The sequence below is a fragment of the Pseudoalteromonas sp. NCIMB 1079 genome (assembly GCF_040567695.1).
In the GTDB taxonomy this organism is placed as follows: Bacteria; Pseudomonadota; Gammaproteobacteria; order Enterobacterales; family Alteromonadaceae; genus Pseudoalteromonas; species Pseudoalteromonas distincta.
The window spans coordinates 534856-552307 of the sequence record NZ_JBEWZA010000001.1 but is presented as its reverse complement, the minus strand read 5'-3'; the positions used below and the strand labels follow the sequence as shown (position 1 = coordinate 552307).

The 17452-nt window shown below is 40.2% G+C and carries 16 protein-coding genes; 9 read left to right on the top strand and 7 right to left on the bottom strand.

The window, feature by feature from the left end; genetic code table 11:
• Positions 1–6: 6 nt before the first annotated feature.
• Positions 7–2049 (top strand): glycoside hydrolase family 97 protein, encoded by a 2043-nt coding sequence (locus tag ABX891_RS02540; protein ID WP_354628845.1) that lies wholly within the window; start codon positions 7–9, stop codon positions 2047–2049.
• A gap of 22 nt (positions 2050–2071) precedes the next feature.
• Here ABX891_RS02540 and envZ read toward each other — a convergent pair whose 3' ends face one another.
• Together envZ and ompR are read right to left on the bottom strand one after the other, a co-directional pair.
• The gene (gene envZ / locus ABX891_RS02535; protein ID WP_024604498.1) at positions 2072–3385 is read right to left on the bottom strand and encodes a two-component system sensor histidine kinase EnvZ; all 1314 of its coding nucleotides are present in this window, start codon (positions 3383–3385) and stop codon (positions 2072–2074) included.
• 5 nt (positions 3386–3390) lie between these two features.
• On the bottom strand, positions 3391–4110 hold the full coding sequence (gene ompR, locus ABX891_RS02530) for an osmolarity response regulator transcription factor OmpR (protein ID WP_002959552.1): 720 nt from the start codon (positions 4108–4110) through the stop codon (positions 3391–3393).
• A gap of 195 nt (positions 4111–4305) precedes the next feature.
• Between ompR and greB the strand changes: the two genes are divergently transcribed.
• The 4 genes from greB (at position 4306) to ABX891_RS02510 (ending at position 8341) form a co-directional block, all read left to right on the top strand.
• On the top strand, positions 4306–4785 hold the full coding sequence (gene greB / locus ABX891_RS02525) for a transcription elongation factor GreB (RefSeq protein ID WP_354628844.1): 480 nt from the start codon (positions 4306–4308) through the stop codon (positions 4783–4785).
• A gap of 116 nt (positions 4786–4901) precedes the next feature.
• A complete protein-coding gene (locus ABX891_RS02520) occupies positions 4902–5213 on the top strand; it encodes a hypothetical protein (RefSeq protein ID WP_033020846.1) in 312 nt (103 codons plus the stop codon).
• Positions 5214–5263: 50 nt separating this feature from the next.
• Positions 5264–5845 (top strand): CBS domain-containing protein, encoded by a 582-nt coding sequence (locus ABX891_RS02515; protein WP_039489108.1) that lies wholly within the window; start codon positions 5264–5266, stop codon positions 5843–5845.
• A gap of 168 nt (positions 5846–6013) precedes the next feature.
• Entirely contained in the window at positions 6014–8341 is a 2328-nt protein-coding gene (locus ABX891_RS02510; protein ID WP_354628843.1) for a Tex family protein, read from the top strand.
• Between the two features lie 72 nt (positions 8342–8413).
• Here ABX891_RS02510 and ABX891_RS02505 read toward each other — a convergent pair whose 3' ends face one another.
• From ABX891_RS02505 to bioH, 3 genes are all read right to left on the bottom strand, one after another.
• The gene (locus tag ABX891_RS02505; protein ID WP_354628842.1) at positions 8414–9268 is read right to left on the bottom strand and encodes a putative metalloprotease CJM1_0395 family protein; all 855 of its coding nucleotides are present in this window, start codon (positions 9266–9268) and stop codon (positions 8414–8416) included.
• A 4-nt stretch (positions 9269–9272) separates the two neighbouring features.
• Positions 9273–9581 carry a hypothetical protein gene (locus tag ABX891_RS02500; RefSeq protein ID WP_002959563.1) on the bottom strand — a complete coding sequence of 103 codons (309 nt, stop codon included), beginning with the start codon at positions 9579–9581 and terminating at the stop codon, positions 9273–9275.
• A gap of 90 nt (positions 9582–9671) precedes the next feature.
• Positions 9672–10409 (bottom strand): pimeloyl-ACP methyl ester esterase BioH, encoded by a 738-nt coding sequence (bioH, locus tag ABX891_RS02495; protein WP_354628841.1) that lies wholly within the window; start codon positions 10407–10409, stop codon positions 9672–9674.
• Between the two features lie 74 nt (positions 10410–10483).
• Between bioH and ABX891_RS02490 the strand changes: the two genes are divergently transcribed.
• Positions 10484–11161 (top strand): ComF family protein, encoded by a 678-nt coding sequence (locus ABX891_RS02490; RefSeq protein ID WP_309167787.1) that lies wholly within the window; start codon positions 10484–10486, stop codon positions 11159–11161.
• A gap of 223 nt (positions 11162–11384) precedes the next feature.
• On the opposite strand, the gene ABX891_RS02485 is transcribed toward ABX891_RS02490, so the two are convergent.
• Positions 11385–13940: a M14 family zinc carboxypeptidase gene (locus ABX891_RS02485; RefSeq protein WP_354628840.1), complete on the bottom strand. Its 2556-nt coding sequence runs from the start codon at positions 13938–13940 to the stop codon at positions 11385–11387.
• Positions 13941–14086: 146 nt separating this feature from the next.
• On the opposite strand from ABX891_RS02485, the gene nfuA reads away from it, so the two are divergent.
• On the top strand, positions 14087–14662 hold the full coding sequence (nfuA, locus tag ABX891_RS02480) for a Fe-S biogenesis protein NfuA (protein WP_002959571.1): 576 nt from the start codon (positions 14087–14089) through the stop codon (positions 14660–14662).
• A 9-nt stretch (positions 14663–14671) separates the two neighbouring features.
• Positions 14672–14941 (top strand): hypothetical protein, encoded by a 270-nt coding sequence (locus ABX891_RS02475; RefSeq protein ID WP_354628839.1) that lies wholly within the window; start codon positions 14672–14674, stop codon positions 14939–14941.
• Between the two features lie 9 nt (positions 14942–14950).
• Here ABX891_RS02475 and dinF read toward each other — a convergent pair whose 3' ends face one another.
• A complete protein-coding gene (gene dinF / locus ABX891_RS02470; protein WP_354628838.1) occupies positions 14951–16285 on the bottom strand; it encodes an MATE family efflux transporter DinF in 1335 nt (444 codons plus the stop codon).
• Here dinF and ABX891_RS02465 point away from each other — a divergent pair.
• The gene (locus tag ABX891_RS02465; protein ID WP_309167788.1) at positions 16265–17302 is read left to right on the top strand and encodes a polysaccharide deacetylase family protein; all 1038 of its coding nucleotides are present in this window, start codon (positions 16265–16267) and stop codon (positions 17300–17302) included. The genes dinF and ABX891_RS02465 overlap by 21 nt on opposite strands.
• Positions 17303–17452: the final 150 nt, after the last annotated feature.

Below are 17452 nucleotides of genomic sequence, written 5' to 3'. Positions count from 1 at the left end.
CACACCATGAGAATACCAGCACTTGTGCTTTTAGCCTTTGCTAGTAATAGCTACGGACAAACCGTAGAGCTAAAATCGCCAGACACACAAATAACAGTAAGCATCTCTGACGAAAACAACACGCCAAGCTACGCAATAAAATTTAAAAACAAAGCGGTTATAAACAAATCTTTACTGGGGTTTGAATTTAAAACACAAGCAGCTTTTAGCGATGGCTTTAAAATTAAAAGCATTGAACAACAAAGCGTTAACTCGCAGTGGCAACAACCTTGGGGCGAACGCCAAAACGTTGTTGACGAATATAACGAAGTGGCCGTTACCTTTACAAAAAACGAGCCAAATAAAGGTACCTACACTATTCGATTTAAAGCATTTGATAGTGGTGTAGGTTTTAGATACGAAGTACCACAACAAGCCGGCTTCGAACATACAGAAATAACCAAAGAGTTAACTGAATTTGCAATAAACAATAGCCATGATGCAACAGCATGGTGGATACCTGCTCGTGGCTGGAACCGCTACGAATATGTTTACAACACTACTCCACTTAACGAAGCTCCACTAGCTCACACACCATTTACGTTTAAAACAAGTGACGGTACTCATATTAGTATTCATGAAGCTGCGCTTGTTGATTACGCGGGTATGGTGCTTAATCAGCGCCGTCCAGGCACATTTACAGCCGACTTAACCCCTTGGTCAGATGGTGTTGCCGTTAAAAAGCAAGGTGCTTTTAAAACACCATGGCGCACCATTCAAATAGCCGACAGCGCTGTTGGCTTAGTTAATTCAGATATAATACTAAACCTAAACGAGCCTAATAAACTCGGTGATGTGTCGTGGGTTAAGCCTGGCAAATACGTGGGTATCTGGTGGGGTATGCATATAAACACGCAAACTTGGGGTAGCGGTAAAAAACACGGCGCCACTACGCAAACCACAAAATACTATATGGATTTTGCAGCGCAGTATGGTTTTGATGGTGTACTCGTTGAAGGCTGGAATATTGGCTGGGATGGCGATTGGTACTTTAATGGCGATGTATTTAACTTTACCAAACCGTACGATGATTTTGATATAGCAGCGCTGACTCAATACGGCAAAGAAAAAGGTGTACAGCTCATTGGCCATCACGAAACATCAGGCAATGTAAGCAACTACCGAGACCAAATGGAAGATGCCTTTACACTTTACGAAAAATCAAACGTCAGCCAAGTAAAAACAGGTTATGTAGCCGATGGCGGGAATATAAAACGTATAGACAAAAACGGTATTGCGCGCCATGAATGGCATGACGGCCAATTTATGGTTAACGAATACCTTCATAACGTAAAGCTTGCGGCTAAACATAAAATTAGCATCAATACGCACGAGCCAATTAAAGATACAGGCCTGCGCCGTACTTACCCAAACTGGATCGCGCGCGAAGGTGCACGCGGGCAAGAATATAATGCATGGGGTTCGCCTCCTAACCCACCAGAACACGTACCAATGCTTGCCTTTACCCGCATGCTCTCTGGCCCTATGGACTTTACGCCAGGTATTTTTGATATGAGCTTTAATGGTTTAGGAGGCGATACAAACCGCCCACAAACTACACTTGCCAAACAACTTGCACTTTATGTTGTGTTGTATAGCCCAATTCAAATGGCTGCCGACTTACCTAAAAACTATTTGGCTAAGCCCGACGCATTTCAATTTATTCAAGACGTACCAACAGATTGGCAGCAAAGTATTGCCCTTGATGGCGAAGTAGGCGACTTTATTGTATTTGCCCGTAAAGAACGTAAAAGCACTAAATACTCAGGAAACGATTGGTACCTAGGTGCTGTTACTGACGAGAAAGCCCGTACTATTGAAGTAAAGCTCGACTTTTTAGAGCAAGGTAAAAAGTTTGAAGCGCAAATTTATCAAGACGGTAAAAACGCAGAGTGGAAAAACAATCCATACGATCTAACTATCGAAAAACGTGTTGTAACTGCAAGCGATAAACTAACGCTTAAATTAGCCACTAGTGGCGGTACAGCTATTCGTTTTAAAGCACTTTAATATGATGGGCCCCCTGCATTTACTATGCAGGGGTTGATACCTTTATTGGCAAATATACTTGTGCACTTAAACCGCCTTCTGGGCGGTTTTCTAGTTTTACTTTACCGTCGTGTATATCAACAATGCGTTTAATAATGGCAAGGCCTAAGCCACTACCTTCACTGCCACGTGCAGCATCGCCTTGCTTAAAGGGCTCAAACACAGACTCTAATTCGTTTTCAGGGATCCCAGGACCACTATCGTTTACAGCGATAACTACATATTTTTTGTTTGAATTAAAGTAACTAAGTACTTCAATATCGCCCTCAGAATAACGCAGCGCATTACCAATCATGTTGGTAATTACACGTTTAATAGCCACAGAGCTTAAGGGTATATTGCCTATATTTGGATTACTTTTAAACGTAATAGTACGTTGATGCTGAAGCTCAGAATTTACAACCTCGGCAACTAAAGCATTTATATCTTCGCAACTTAGCTCTTCACGTTTATGGTGGCGTAAATACTCAATAAACTGATCGATAATCCCGTTCATATCTTCTATATCGTAAATAATACCTTCACGAAGATAGTCGTCTTCATCAACCATCATTTCGGTGGCTAAACGGATACGCGTAAGCGGCGTACGTAAATCATGCGATACACCAGCCATTAGTAAACGGCGGTCGTTTTCAAGTGCGGCAATTCCGCGCGACATTTGATTAAACGCGCGCGTTACTTCTATTACTTCTGTTGAGCCTTCTTCTTCTAATTTGGTAGAAAAATCGCCTTTACCTACTTTTACTGCAGCTTGTTGCAGTGCTTTTAATGGCCTATTAAGGTGCCTTGCAAACAACCACCCACCCAGCACACTTAAAAAGCCAATACTTGATAAGTAAAAAGTTAAAAACTCTAAGTTATTTTCTTTAAAGCCTTTAAGCGGTACTTTTACCCAATAACCTGGCGCTTGCGGTGCTTCAACCCAATAAATCAATGGATCAGTTTGGCTAATACGTACACGAGAATAACCACCAAGTTGCTCAGTCATGCTACGCGATAGCATAGAATATTCGCGGCTTTGCCCAAGCCCTTGACGCATCGCTTCGCGCTGAGTCATCACTTCAATGCCGGTAATTTCAAAAAACTTCGCAGATACTTCGTCGTTTATTTCAACGCCATCTTCCCAGTCAATAAATACCGTTTTAATTTGCTTAGCAAGCATCAAGTTAACTTGCTCAATAGTTGGTTTTACAACATAAAAACTAACCGTAACATAAGACACTATTTGATTTATTAGCAACAAAGCCGCCACTAAAAAAACAGTTTGCCCAAAAGCACTGCGCGGAAACATGCCCATAAATATTACTTTTCACCGTCGGGAACAAACACATACCCCAAACCCCAAACGGTTTGAATATATCGCGGATTAGCAGCATCTACTTCAATCATGCGGCGAAGTCGCGACACTTGCACATCAATACTTCGCTCAAGCGCACTGTAATCACGCCCACGCGCTAAGTTCATTAGCTTATCGCGGCTAAGTGGCTCACGCGGATGCGAAACAAGCGCTTTGAGCACTGCAAACTCACCACTGGTAAGCGATATTGTTTTATCCCCTTCACTCATTTCGCGCGTTGCTAAATTAAGCGTAAATTTACCAAAAGCGATTAAGTTTTCTTCAGCAGCAGGAGCACCTGGCACTTCTTTTGCGCGGCGGCGTAAAATTGCTTTTATGCGAGCAAGTAGCTCACGTGGATTAAATGGTTTTGGAATGTAATCGTCAGCGCCAAGTTCAAGACCAATAATACGGTCTACTTCGTCGCCCTTTGCAGTAAGCATAACAATAGGAATTTCATTTTCTTTTTGGCGTAGTCGGCGGCAAATAGATAAGCCATCCTCGCCTGGAAGCATTAAATCGAGAACCATTAAGTGAAAGTTTTCACGCTCTAGGAGTCTATCCATTTGCTCCGAGTTTCCTGCGGTTCTAACAATAAAGCCTTGCTCTACTAAGTAACGTTCAAGCAAACTGCGTAAGCGCATATCGTCATCAACAACTAATACTTTTGTGGTCTCGTGTCCCATAATCTCTTTCTTATTTTTATATCCAATTACTAGTTAATATAAATGAAAAACTTAATAATCAAAAACTAATTACTTGCTTAGATTGTTACTGAACATTTCAAAGCTTCCTTACTCGTACTTTATTACATTTTACGCTCGACAAGTTTTGGCAAATTTAATAACGTGCACACCATTAGAGTTAATAAAGAATTGGCCATGAAAACAAATTTAGTTACCCGCGAAGGTTACTTGCAATTACAACAAGAACACGATCAACTATGGAACGTAAAACGCCCAGAAGTAACAAAAATAGTCAGCTGGGCGGCCAGCCTCGGAGATCGCTCTGAGAACGCAGACTATCAGTATAACAAGCGATTGCTGCGTCAAATTGACCGCCGGGTACGCTACTTACGCAAGCGCATACCTGATTTAAAAATTATTGACTACTCTCCCGTGCAAGATGGAAAAGTATTTTTTGGTGCATGGGTTGAAGTTGAAAACGAAGAAGGTGAAGTTAAAAAGTTCAGAATTGTAGGTCCTGATGAAATTTACGACCGTAAAGATTACATATCAATAGACTCACCTATGGCGCGTGCGTTGATTAAAAAACAAGTGGACGATGAATTTGAAGTGACCACTCCTCAGGGAAAAAAGCAGTGGTATGTAAACAGTATCGATTACCAAAAAAAGAAATAAAAAGTTTTGATTCAGATCATGTTAACTTTTGATTGTGTAAATTAAAGCAATAAGCTATAACTGAATTATTCAAGTTGATTTGTTTAATTTGAAAGCAGTTAATTAAGGTCGTGATTATGTCAAACATAGTACAGCGCATATTTAGTAATGCCGTATTGTTTGCACTTTTAATGAGTGTAAGTTTGACGCTGCATGCCAGCAACACTGACGTAAACCTTGATAACGCTAAACTATCTAATCACTTTATTACTTGTGATATTCCTGACCAAGCAAACCTCGATTTTGACGTGGACTCTCACGTTAACACTATTACCTTTAGGTCGCCTCAACCACTTCCTAATGTCGTAGATTCTTTTTATAAGAGCACTAATCTAAACAGACCTTTTAGCACTGCATACCAACGCGGACCACCTAGCTATTTAATTTAATTCATTATTTTACAACTTAATTAAATTTTATAACTACTAAGGTGACTACTATGTCTAACTTTAAAGAATTACGTACCCAAAATATTTCTCATGGCGTTATTGCTAGCACATTTGCAGATGATCAACCATTAATCGATTTATCTTCTCCAGCGCTAAAAATGGTGAATAACTTTACTCAAAAAACACCTATTCGCGCAGAGCATGGAACAACGATTACAGATGCACTTAAACAAGTAAGTGCACAACAATCTGACTTTGTTTTAGTAACAGACGAACACCAAAAATTAATTGGCCTAGTTTCTAGCGCCGATTTACAAAGCTCTAAAATTACTATTATTGCAGAGCGCTTAAATATGCAACGAAGCGAAGTAAGCTTACGTGACATTATGACACCAGTTAACCGCCTTACAGGTGTAAGTATGCAAAGCTTAAGCTACGCATGCATTGGTGATGCGCTGCAAACTATGGAGCATCAGGGCACAATGTTTTTATTAGTTACAACAGCGAGTAACGAAATTTGTGGTTTAATTTCAGCTCGCCAAATAGCTAAAACATTACATATTCCTGTACATATCTCACCTATTGCTCACTCTTTCAGTGAAGTATTAGAAAACATTGAGCACCCTCACTAGGGCGCTCTTTTAGTTGAATTGATTTACTCCCGACCCAACCATCTTAAAGCAAGTAAAATAGCTTGCTTTAAGAGCTTTTCATTACTACCTCCTGTGATATTATTCAAGCAATTAACGGCGCCAGTAACACGCTTCTGGTCTTATTTTATTGTATAAAAAGGTTTTTGCATGAGCGATATCTCTGCACGTTTAGCCGGTGAGTTAAACGCACAGCAGCAACAGGTTGTTGCAGCTACAAAATTACTTGATGAAGGCGCAACTGTTCCTTTTATTGCCCGCTACAGAAAAGAAGTTACCGGCGGCCTAGACGACACCCAATTACGCCTTTTAGAGCAGCGTTTATCGTATTTACGTGAACTAGAAGAGCGCCGTAGTTTTATTTTATCGACAATCGAATCGCAAAATAAATTAACGCCAGAGCTAAGTGCCGATATAACCAATGCACAAAGTAAAACAGAACTTGAAGATTTATACCTACCATATAAAGCTAAGCGCCGCACTAAAGGTCAAATAGCAATTGAAGCTGGTTTAGAGCCACTTGCAGATGCACTATTTAAAGATGCTAACCTTGACCCAGAGCAACAAGCGGAACAGTTTGTAAGTGCTGAAAAAGGTTTTGCAGATACAAAAGCGGTACTTGAAGGAGCTAAATTCATCTTAATGGAACGCTTTGCTGAAGACGCAAAATTACTTGCTAAATTTAGAAGCCACATTAGCCAAAATGGCGCAATTGAAAGTACTGTGATTAAAGGCCAAGAGCAAACCGGTGCAAAATACCGTGATTACTTTGAGCATCAAGAACTTCTTAAAAAAGTACCTTCTCACCGTGCGCTTGCAATGCTTAGAGCCCGAAATGAAGGTGTACTTCAGTTAAATATAAACCCAGAGCCTAGTGCAGAAAATTCAGCACAACTATGTGCAAACATGATTGCTGAGCATTACCGTTTAGATATTAAATATAAAGCGGCAAGCCCTTGGTTATTAAACGTTGTTCAATGGGCGTGGAAGGTTAAGCTAGGGTTACACCTAGAGAATGAGTTTTTTGCAGCAATGCGCGAAAAAGCAGAAGCCGGTGCAATAGATGTATTTGCTAAAAACTTAAAAGATTTATTAATGGCTGCACCTGCAGGCCCTCGTACTACTTTAGGTCTTGATCCAGGACTTCGTACTGGCTGTAAGATTGCCGTTGTTGATAGCACAGGTAAATTACTAGCTACACAAACTATTTTCCCTCATGCACCACAAAATCATTGGGATAAATCACTGCGTACGTTAGAGCAACTTTGCCGTCAGCATAAAGTTGAGCTAATTGCGATTGGTAACGGTACTGCATCACGCGAATCAGATAAGTTGGTTGCAGAGCTTATCAAAGCAAACAGCGAACTTAAACTTAGTAAAATTATGGTTAGCGAAGCAGGTGCATCGGTTTACTCAGCTTCTGAATTTGCAGCTAATGAATTTCCAGATTTAGATGTTTCTATACGAGGGGCTGTCTCTATTGCACGCCGCCTTCAAGATCCTCTTGCTGAACTTGTTAAAATTGAGCCAAAATCAATTGGTGTTGGCCAATACCAACATGATGTATCGCAAAGCCAATTAGGCCAGAGCCTTATTTCAGTAGTTGAAGACTGTGTAAACTCAGTAGGCGTAGATTTAAACATGGCCTCGGTACCCTTACTTACACGCGTATCTGGTTTAAACAAAACATTAGCGCAAAATATCGTTAATTATCGCGATGCTAACGGCACATTTACTAAACGTAGTGAGCTTAAAAAGGTTGAGCGTTTAGGGCCAAAAGCATTTGAACAAGCGGCTGGTTTTTTACGTATTAACAATGGTAGCGATCCACTAGATAACTCATCAGTACACCCTGAAGCTTATCCTGTTGTTAAACGCATTTGTGAACGCAATAGCGTAGATGTCAGTAACCTAATTGGTAACAGCGACTTTTTAACTAAACTTGCTGCTAACGATTACACTGACGAAAAGTTTGGCTTACCAACCGTTACCGACATTATTACTGAGCTTGATAAACCTGGTCGAGATCCTCGACCTGAATTTAAAACAGCTGAGTTTAAAGCCGGTGTTGAAAAAATTAGTGACCTAAAACCAGGTATGATTTTAGAAGGCGTGGTTTCAAACGTTGCTAATTTTGGTGCGTTTGTTGATGTAGGTGTTCACCAAGATGGTTTAGTGCATATTTCAGCAATCACGAATAAATTTATATCAGATCCGCGTGAAGTTGTTAAAGCTGGTGATATTGTAAAGGTTAAAGTTGTTGAAGTAGACGCTGCACGTAAACGCATAAGCTTTACTATGCGCTTAGATGACGATATTAACACAAGTAATAAGTCAGCAGCTCCAGCTACGCAAAAGCCACAAGCACGTGCTAATAATTCGCAACCTCGCGCTGCAAAGCCTAAACGTGACAACGGTAATGCGTTAATGGGCAATGCATTTGCCGATGCGTTCGCTAATGCTAAAGTAAAAAAATAATACTTGTACAACTAAGCTAAAACGAAAAAAACCGCGTAAGCGGTTTTTTTGTGGTTATGTTTTGCTAAATTATTAACTTAACGCTGAAAAACTACTTTGGCTCGCTGGCGATGTAGCCATTTGGTAAAAATTAGCAATACGCCCCGCCCGTGCCTCAACATCGGCATCACGTGTTTTCTCGTCACTTTTAGCTGTTTTTGTATCGCTGCTTTCATCGCTAGAGAATGACGCTTCAAGTTTACTTTTTGCGTCTTCGTCGTCTTCTTTTTCAGGTTGTGCAAGCTCAGCTTGAGCCGCTGCCAGCTTTTGCGTAGCATCTGCGGCAATAGAGCGATCAGCTCCTGAAGGCTCTGCAGGCGCTAATGCGGCAGCGCGTACCGTTTGCATTTTGTCTATAGTCGCTTGCGGGTCACCCGGAATTTCTGATACATCTATTTGTACTTCTCCGCCAACTGCGTAGTTAGTACCATCTGGGCCACGTTGATATTCATAGCTTGGCGAGCCAGCATGTTGCCCACCTACAGAAGCGTGCGCTTGCTCGTGTATTCGTACTTCAGTATCCCGTGCTTTTAGTTCTGTAATTTGTTGTTGTTCTTGTTCTAATTGCAGCTCTTCTTGCTCAGATTCTTTTTTCTCAATTGCTTCACTTTCTTGCTCAGCGCCCTCAGGGTTTTCTGAGTTTCCATCGCGCTGCTGAACTGACTTTTCGCCTGCTATTTTTCCCGTTGCGCTATACGTCGCACCATCGCTACTACCTGGCAATTTTGCTTTTTCAGCATCACTTTGCGCTTTGGTTTCTGTGTTGCTTGCGCTACTAGATGCGGGAGCCGGAATAACTTCGCGTAATTGGTTGTCACGCCGTGCGGTTTCCGTATAAACATTTGCGGTGTTTATATTAATAGACGGAAATGGCGTGACAATATTCATAATACTAAACTTTAATATCGATTAACGTGCCAAGTACATCATCGGCCGTTTGAATTGATTGCGTATTTGCCTTGGCATTAAACTCTTCAACTTTTAAGTTAACAAGCGCTTCATCAACACGAGCTGGTTGTGCTACTGGTGCAGTAATCGCTTCTTCAGGGCGTGCTGCCGTAAGCTGACGTTGCTGCGCTAATTGCGCGTCATCTTGTTGTTCTATACTGGCACGGTTAATCTCAGCACTGGCTTTTTCAATACCTTGGCTAGCTCGGTTAAACCCTTCTATACCACTATTAAATACTGATCCGATTGGCATATTAAAACCTCCACCAAATAAACATTGTTTAATTATCGCTCAGGTTCTGCTCAAAATAAAGCTTTAAACAGCGCTATTCTTAGCTCTATTTTAAAGCATTGATTTAACGACAGATAAAAACTCACTTTTATGAGAAATAAATGGTGCATGGGACGCTTTATCTAGTACTTCATATTCAAACTCAGTATTTAGTGCTGACATTTTGCTAATAGCTTTATAAGGTACTAAAGCATCAAGGCGGCCGAATACTCCCCTAATAGGGACTGGGCAATGAGTAAATAAGTCACGTAAATCGTCGTTTTGTAAAATATCTAAACCAGCACTCAGGGCATCGCTTTGGGGTGCGCTGTACTGATTTAGCAATTGTTTAAGTTGCTTTATATCATCACGCGCCGACTCGCTACCCATTGCTTGAATAGCTAAAAAGCGCTCTATTGTTTTTTCTCGATGATTAACTAACTGCTCTTTAAACTGCGCCAATACATTCGCTTTTATTCCAGGCCAGTTATCTGCCTCAGCAAAAAAAGGAGTCGATGCTATTAAAATAACTTTAGATACTTTTTCAGGCCAATGCTTAGCAATATAAAGTGCAAATAATCCACCTAACGACCATCCCATTAAAATGATCTTCGGCTTTAATTGCTTACTTAAAATTTCTGCTGCATCATGCAAAGTATAAGGGCTTGGGCACACATCGCTATTACCAAACCCAGGTAGGTCAAGGCTACGTACATTTCCTGAATATAAAAACTCAAGTTCTGGCTGTACTAACTGCCATACGCCCTGATTCATTCCCCAACCATGTAATAACACTAACTCATTTTGCATATTTGCCTAACCTTTACCAAACTTAGGCTCATCATAACGTTTAGAAAGGCGATTGCAATGCAAGGAGCGAGTCTGTGAAACAAGCCGTTTTAAATTGGTTATTTCCCTCTTATTGCGTGCAGTGTCAAAACTCGATTACGACCTCTTTAGGGCTATGTGATTATTGCCTTGAAGATTTACCATTGTTTGATTTTAGTAAGCATACGAGTTTATTGCATCGACCTGATATTATTGAGATGTTTCCTAATTGCGAGTTTGATAAATTATTTGCATGCGCTTTTTATCAACCTCCCTTTGAGCATTGGCTTAAAAGGCTAAAATTTAATAATCAAATTCATTATAAAAAGGCATTGCAGCAAATTATACAAAAACAGTTAACGCAGTTTTTTGAGCAAAGCCCTAACTTGCCAGATACCTTTATTATTTTACCTCTTCATAAAAGCCGCTTTATTACTCGCGGATTTAATCAGGTAAGCCAAGTATGGCAACCCTGTTTAGCTAATTACGCCCCACTAAGTAATGTTCTTATTCGCGATAAAAAAACACAAGCTCAGTCGGAGCTATCCAAAGCAAAGCGTATTAAAAACTTAAAAAATGCCTTTATTTGCACACAAGACATGGCAGGTAAAACAGTCGCTATTGTTGATGATGTGATGACGACAGGGGCAACATTAAACGCAGCTACTAGTGCACTAAAACAAGCAGGCGCTAAACAAGTGTGGGCTTTTACAACTTGCTTAACGCCTATTTAATTATTAAAAAGTACTAAACCAATCCGCAATAATACTTAATCATTTTGCGGGGCTAAACGTATCGCTACCTGTGTTAAAAAATTCTCATTTACGACTGCATGGATGCAGAAGGTAGAGCAATCCAAGAGCAATTGCCGAGAGCAACTAATTAGCGAATTTTTTGCCTAGCTATCAACACGTTTTTCCATCCTCAAAATAGATTACTTAATTAAGCTAATTGGTATTATTCGCCATTTGCACGAAACGTATGACCAAAAAATAAAGCGTTGCTTAGTAGTCGACTAGTCCCATACCAGTAACCTCTAAATACAGGATCGTCGGTCATGCCTATTACTGTACCTCGTCCATATGAGTGCGCAATTAAACCAGCACCACCAGCAACTTGATCAACATTAACGGCATCAGTAAAACCTGCCAATAATGGGTTTTTAGTGTAGGTAAGTACATTTACGAATGGCGCATCGGAAGCTTCTAGCAACCAAGTACTGTTTTTGAATACGGGCAATGTATTGCGCTTAAGTGAAAATGTAAGCGGATGAGTTAAATCTACATTAGTATTAAAAATAGCACCTGCAATACGCTGACGCCCTGCTAAATGATCTTTATCGCCATAACTTAAACCTTTTGTTTTAAATGCACTTGCTACATCTTGGCGTGATAGATAGCTTGCTTTGAGTAATTGCTGATCAGCTAAAAATTTAGCACCGCCTTTATGGCCCCAAATAACGCCGCCTTTTCTTACCCAGCTTTTTATAGCCACTTTGTCGGTATCAGATAAGCTATTGTAGTTACCATGAGCAAGTACTATATGACTGTAATTACTGAGTTCGATAGAGTTTAAACGCTCCATTTCTACAATTGTTGGCGCAACACCGACAAAGCGATCGAGGTAATACCATACTTCCCCAGCTTCGTACTGGCTTACGCCTTTACCACCTACCAATAATACTTTTGGCTCGCTAACAACCGCCATTGTGCGAGACCCTAAGTCGGCTCCTTTGCTTGTAAGACCTGAGTTAATAGGCTTGATTGCAATTCCAAACTCGTTTTGTGCTTTATTTAATATCCCAACCCAATCATTATTCGTTTGTAAGCCTGCTGGCACAATGATACTACCAGCATCAAAGCTTACTTCACTTGAGTTTGATTTGGCTGTTAATGGACTTAGCGCAACACGCGCTTTAATACCTAGCTTTAAAAGGCTGTTTAGCATTTTAGGTGCTAGGTAATCATCCCACGAAAAGCCATACGCATAGCTTTGCTCAAGTGCGGCAAAAGAAGGTTTTACCGCTTTTTGCCACGGTGTGCTTGCAACCTCTAAACCCCAACTGCTTTTTACTTTTGCAAAAGGTAAGTTAAACGCATGCGCTAAAGTCCAGCCAGATACGTCATAAAAAGTGTTATCAGCAAAGTTTTTTTGCTCGCTAAAAATAGCTTTTATTAGGCGGTACTGTGGCTGGGCTAAGGGCACAAAGTAACTATTGGTTGTATAGTTGTTGCCATTAGCCTTAAGTGATTTAGTAAGCGAAAAAGCATCTATTTGATGCTGTTTCAACAACCCTAAAAAATCTTTAATACGAGTGTTGTCATCCGCGCCCTCAATTACATAACCTTCAAAGCTTTCATCACTAGCTAAATCTGTAGCTTGATTATAAAACTTAGCTTGGTAATCAAGTAGTGCTTGGCGGTTATCAACAGCGGCTTTAAAGGTAGATAAACTCGTTAATAATTGATTTTTAATAGTAAAGGGAAAGCTCAAAGGTCCATTTATAGTATCTTGAATATGCCCGCGAGAACTGGCTTGCTCAAATAAAATACCTACACCACCATTAACGTCGGGATAAGTTGAGCCTTTACCGTAATAGAAGTCATCAAAGCTTTCTTCAGTAAAGTACAGTGCGTTATTTTCATCTAACGTTTTTGCGTGATAGTTAGCAATCGCTTTAGTTAACGTTACATTTTCATCCGGTGTTATAGGATGCTTACGACTAGGAATACCTGGCTGAAAAAAGTAACTGCTGTTTGGTCTCATTTCATGAAAATCGGTTAAGACATTTGGTTTCCACTGATGAAATTTAGCAATACGCGCGCGCGATTCAGGATGTTGTAGTAATAACCAGTCACGATTTAAATCAAACCAGTAATGATTGGTACGACTGCTTGGCCAGTTTTCAACATGTTCACGAGTTTTAGGGTCGCTTGATAAGTTCATACCTCGGTTACTGTTGGCCCAATTAGCAAAACGAGCAAGTCCGTCAGGATTAAGCGAAGGGTCGAGTAAAATAACCGTGTTATTTAATAACTCATCTATTTCAGCGCCTTGTGCAGCAGCTAAGTAATACGCCACCAGCAAAGATGAGTTACTACCTGATGACTCATTACCATGCACACTGTATCCCATCCATACAACGGCAGGCTGTTTTGTAGAATTAGCATCTGATCCATCGTTACTTAAGCGTGCTAAGTGAGCTTGGCGTGTCTGCTCTATGCTTGATAACTTATCAGCTGCTGTAATTGTTAGCATGACAAGGGGGCGTTGTTCATGTGTGCGGCCAATCACTTCAAAATTTATACGGTCGCTTTTATCAGCAAGTATTTCCATATAACGTACGAGCTGATCATGTCTCACGTGCCACTCTCCTACTTCGTAACCGAGTACTTGCTCAGGAGTAGGAATTGAAGGGTCAAATTTTACATCTTGTTCAAAATAATACGAAAGTGGCTTAGCTACACTTGAAAAGCTAAGCAACACCACCATTAATGTTAATACCAAACGCATATAAATCACTCAAAAAATGTTCGCTGTTTGCACGCTACCATTGCTTAAAATAGATGCCAACTTTTTACGCTCAACACTAGCCGCAACACGATGAGCGGAGTATGATACGCAGTATCCGAGTAATTTAGTCAAGTATAGATGGTTTTATGATTTCTATTTCCGAAACAGCGCAAGCGCATTTTGCTAAACTATTAGCAGATCAATCACAACAAACCAATATTCGTGTGTTTGTTGTAAACCCTGGTTCATCACAAGCGGAATGTGGTGTGTCTTATTGTCCAGAAGACGCTGTAGAAGCGAGCGATATTCGCCTAAACTTTAACGGTTTTGATGCCGTTGTAGATGCAGAAAGTGCGCCATTTTTAGAAGAAGCTGAAATCGATTTTGTTACCGACAAAATGGGTACTCAGTTAACGCTAAAAGCACCAAATGCAAAGGCGCGTAAAATAGGTGACGATGCATCGTTAAACGAACGTGTACAGCACATGCTAGAAACCGAAGTAAATCCACAACTTGCTAACCACGGTGGTCAAGTAAGCCTTGTTGAGATTACAGCTGCAGGTATAGCTATACTTCAGTTTGGTGGTGGTTGTAACGGTTGTTCTATGATCGATGTAACACTAAAAGAAGGCATTGAAAAAGAAATGATAGCTAAGTTTGAAGAAATCACCGGTGTTGCTGATATAACAGAACACGAAGCGGGCGATCACTCTTACTATTAGGCCTTGTAAATGCTAAAGCAGCTTATCTATCGCTTAGGGAGCAATCCTAAGCTGAGCTTAAAGCGCTTTTTTCGCGGCTTAGCACTGTTTGTGCTAGCCGTGATATTCATATCTATTGGGTATTACACCCACTACAGCTTACAAATAATTGGCGTTATAATTTTACTCCCCGCATTATTTTTTGCCGGTTGGGGCTACTGCGGTATTTTTGCTAATCGTTTTTCACAAGTTCTAAAAGATATAGGCCCTAAACACCACGACCCCGATCTCTGGAAATAAACCATTTATTTAATCTAATAGCTGATTATTTATTTTTAAGTGGTGATATTTAATTATTAATGTAACCCCGCGCATTAACATAAAACAGCTCATAGCCAGCCATAACCCGTTATTTTGCAAGTCTATAAACACCCAAAACACACCAAAAAAGCCAACTCCAGCTGAAAGTATCATACTGTTACGCATGTTCTTTGCTCGCGTAAGCCCTACAAAAACACCATCAAACAAAAAGCAGCTCATGGCCAAAATTGGTAATACTACTATCCATGGTAAATAATGCGTTGCCTCTTGAATAACCTCTGGCACATTGGTTAAAAGCTTGATTATGGTGTTGCCAAATAATGCAAAAAATAGGCTATATAACACACCAAAAAGCATACCCCAAAATACACTTATTTTAACCCAAAGCTCTATGTTTTTAACACTTCCTTGGCCTTTAGCTTGCCCTACTTTTGCCTCAGAGGCGTAAGCAACGCCATCAAGAGCAAAGCTCACCAACATTAAAAAGTTAAGTAAGACAGCATTAGCAGCTAATGTGGTTTCGCCTATACGCGCCGCGTAAAATGTCATAAAACTAAAGCATAATTGCAGTATTAAAGAGCGAATAAATATATCTCTATTCAAACTCAATAATTCAGCCATTTTGCTAATACTCAACCAGTTCGGTACATTTAGATCAATGTCTTGTTTTTTAGCTAGTTTAGCCACTAAAAACAGTGCAAATACTAGTGCTGTATAGTCAGCAATAAGTGACGCCCATGCAGCGCCTGAAACTGCCCAATCTAAATAAACAACAAAATAAATATCGAGCACTATATTAACGATATTAGTGACGAGTAATAAATAAAATGGACCTCGACCATAATGCACACCAAGCATCCAACCCAGTAACACTAAGTTACATAATGCTGCTGGAGCACTAAAAATACGAATGCTAAAATACTGATAAGCTTGGTTAAGTACGTCGCTATTAGCTGCGGAGAGATAAGCAATAGCGTGCTTTATTAATGGGGATAACACAATTAATAGCACGGCCACTGCGCTTGCAAGCAATAGGCTGCGTTTAAGTAAAGCGGCAAGTTGGGTTAAATCGTTTTTTCCGTATGCTTGTGCCACGAGTCCCGTGGTGCTCATTCTTAAAAAACCAGCAAGCCAAAATAAAATAGATATAACTGCAGAGCCAAGGGCAATTCCAGCTAAGTAATGAGCGCTTCCTAAGTGCCCAATTACAGCAGTATCAACAATTCCTAACAACGGCACTGTGATATTTGATAGTATCATCGGACCCGCTAACAACAGCAAGCTTTTATGGTGTGCCTTATTATGTATAAGAAATTGTTTCATTTAGTATTATTTATCCTCATTAGTGTGTCTGTACGGGCTCAAGCAGCCGTTATTTTACAGTATCATCATGTTAGTGAAACCCTACCCGCTGTCACGAGCGTTAGCGCAAATACATTTACGGAGCATTTAAGCTATTTAAAAGAGCACAACTTTAACGTTATTCCTCTTAATGAGTTAATTAGCGCGCTTCAACAAGGTGAAACTTTACCTGATAAAACACTCGCCATCACCTTTGATGATGGTTATAACAATAACTATGAACAAGCCGCACCTATTTTAGAAAAGTTTGGCTACCCGTACACTATCTTTGTAAATCCTAAATTAATAGACGAAGGTATGAGTTACGTAATGGGGTGGGATAAGCTCAAAGAATTATCTAAAAAAGGGGCATTAATAGCCAATCATAGCGGACAACATGATTACTTACACCTTAAGCGTGAAAACGAAACCGATGCACAATGGCAATCACGTATTAAGCAAGATATTCTTAACTCTCAAAAGCGCATAAAAGAAGAAATAGGCCACGACTATAAATACTTAGCATACCCGTATGGTGAGTTTAATAACGAGCTGCAAGCACTCGTGACAGAGCTTGGTTTTGTGGGTATTGGCCAGCACTCAGGCGCTGTAAATAAAGATTCTAATTTTAGCCGCTTGCCGCGTTTTCCTGCATCAGGCTTTTACAGCAAACTAGAAACCCTTATTACTAAGCTTAACTCACGCGCGTTTAATATCACCAATTTAACTTATCAAGATAGCGTTACACAGCAAAATCCACCCACGCTCACAATTGAATTTAAGATGGGTGATTTTCATAAGAGCCAATTTGCCTGTTATGTATCAAGCGTAGGCCAAGCAGATTTAAAATGGATAACTAAAAATACTGTCGAAATCACCTCACCAAAAGTGCTTAATAAAGGGCGTTCTCGTTTTAATTGCACGGCCCCTTCTATTTCAAGCCCTGGTGATTACTTTTGGTTTTCGCAGCCTTGGGTAATTGAAGCGCCTAAACCTTAACTGCCTGATGTAAAAACCGCTAGGTTATTTTATTAACTACTCTAGAGCACAAAAAAAGGAGCCTAAAGCTTAATGCCGATCAGTTAAGAAAATGACCGGTTGACCGATCCAAACGATCATGCAAAATCCGTAGTTAGGAAACTAACTACG

Coding starts and splice junctions, on each gene's coding strand:
- bioH (WP_354628841.1), bottom strand. CDS start 10,409: ATGCAAAATGAGTTAGTGTTATTACATGGTTGGGGAATGAATCAGGGC.
- ABX891_RS02465 (WP_309167788.1), top strand. CDS start 16,265: ATGTATAAGAAATTGTTTCATTTAGTATTATTTATCCTCATTAGTGTG.
- ABX891_RS02500 (WP_002959563.1), bottom strand. CDS start 9,581: ATGCCAATCGGATCAGTATTTAATAGTGGTATAGAAGGGTTTAACCGA.
- envZ (WP_024604498.1), bottom strand. CDS start 3,385: ATGGGCATGTTTCCGCGCAGTGCTTTTGGGCAAACTGTTTTTTTAGTG.
- ABX891_RS02515 (WP_039489108.1), top strand. CDS start 5,264: ATGTCTAACTTTAAAGAATTACGTACCCAAAATATTTCTCATGGCGTT.
- greB (WP_354628844.1), top strand. CDS start 4,306: ATGAAAACAAATTTAGTTACCCGCGAAGGTTACTTGCAATTACAACAA.
- ABX891_RS02520 (WP_033020846.1), top strand. CDS start 4,902: ATGTCAAACATAGTACAGCGCATATTTAGTAATGCCGTATTGTTTGCA.
- ABX891_RS02475 (WP_354628839.1), top strand. CDS start 14,672: ATGCTAAAGCAGCTTATCTATCGCTTAGGGAGCAATCCTAAGCTGAGC.
- ABX891_RS02510 (WP_354628843.1), top strand. CDS start 6,014: ATGAGCGATATCTCTGCACGTTTAGCCGGTGAGTTAAACGCACAGCAG.
- ABX891_RS02505 (WP_354628842.1), bottom strand. CDS start 9,268: ATGAATATTGTCACGCCATTTCCGTCTATTAATATAAACACCGCAAAT.
- nfuA (WP_002959571.1), top strand. CDS start 14,087: ATGATTTCTATTTCCGAAACAGCGCAAGCGCATTTTGCTAAACTATTA.
- ABX891_RS02540 (WP_354628845.1), top strand. CDS start 7: ATGAGAATACCAGCACTTGTGCTTTTAGCCTTTGCTAGTAATAGCTAC.
- ompR (WP_002959552.1), bottom strand. CDS start 4,110: ATGGGACACGAGACCACAAAAGTATTAGTTGTTGATGACGATATGCGC.
- dinF (WP_354628838.1), bottom strand. CDS start 16,285: ATGAAACAATTTCTTATACATAATAAGGCACACCATAAAAGCTTGCTG.
- ABX891_RS02485 (WP_354628840.1), bottom strand. CDS start 13,940: ATGCGTTTGGTATTAACATTAATGGTGGTGTTGCTTAGCTTTTCAAGT.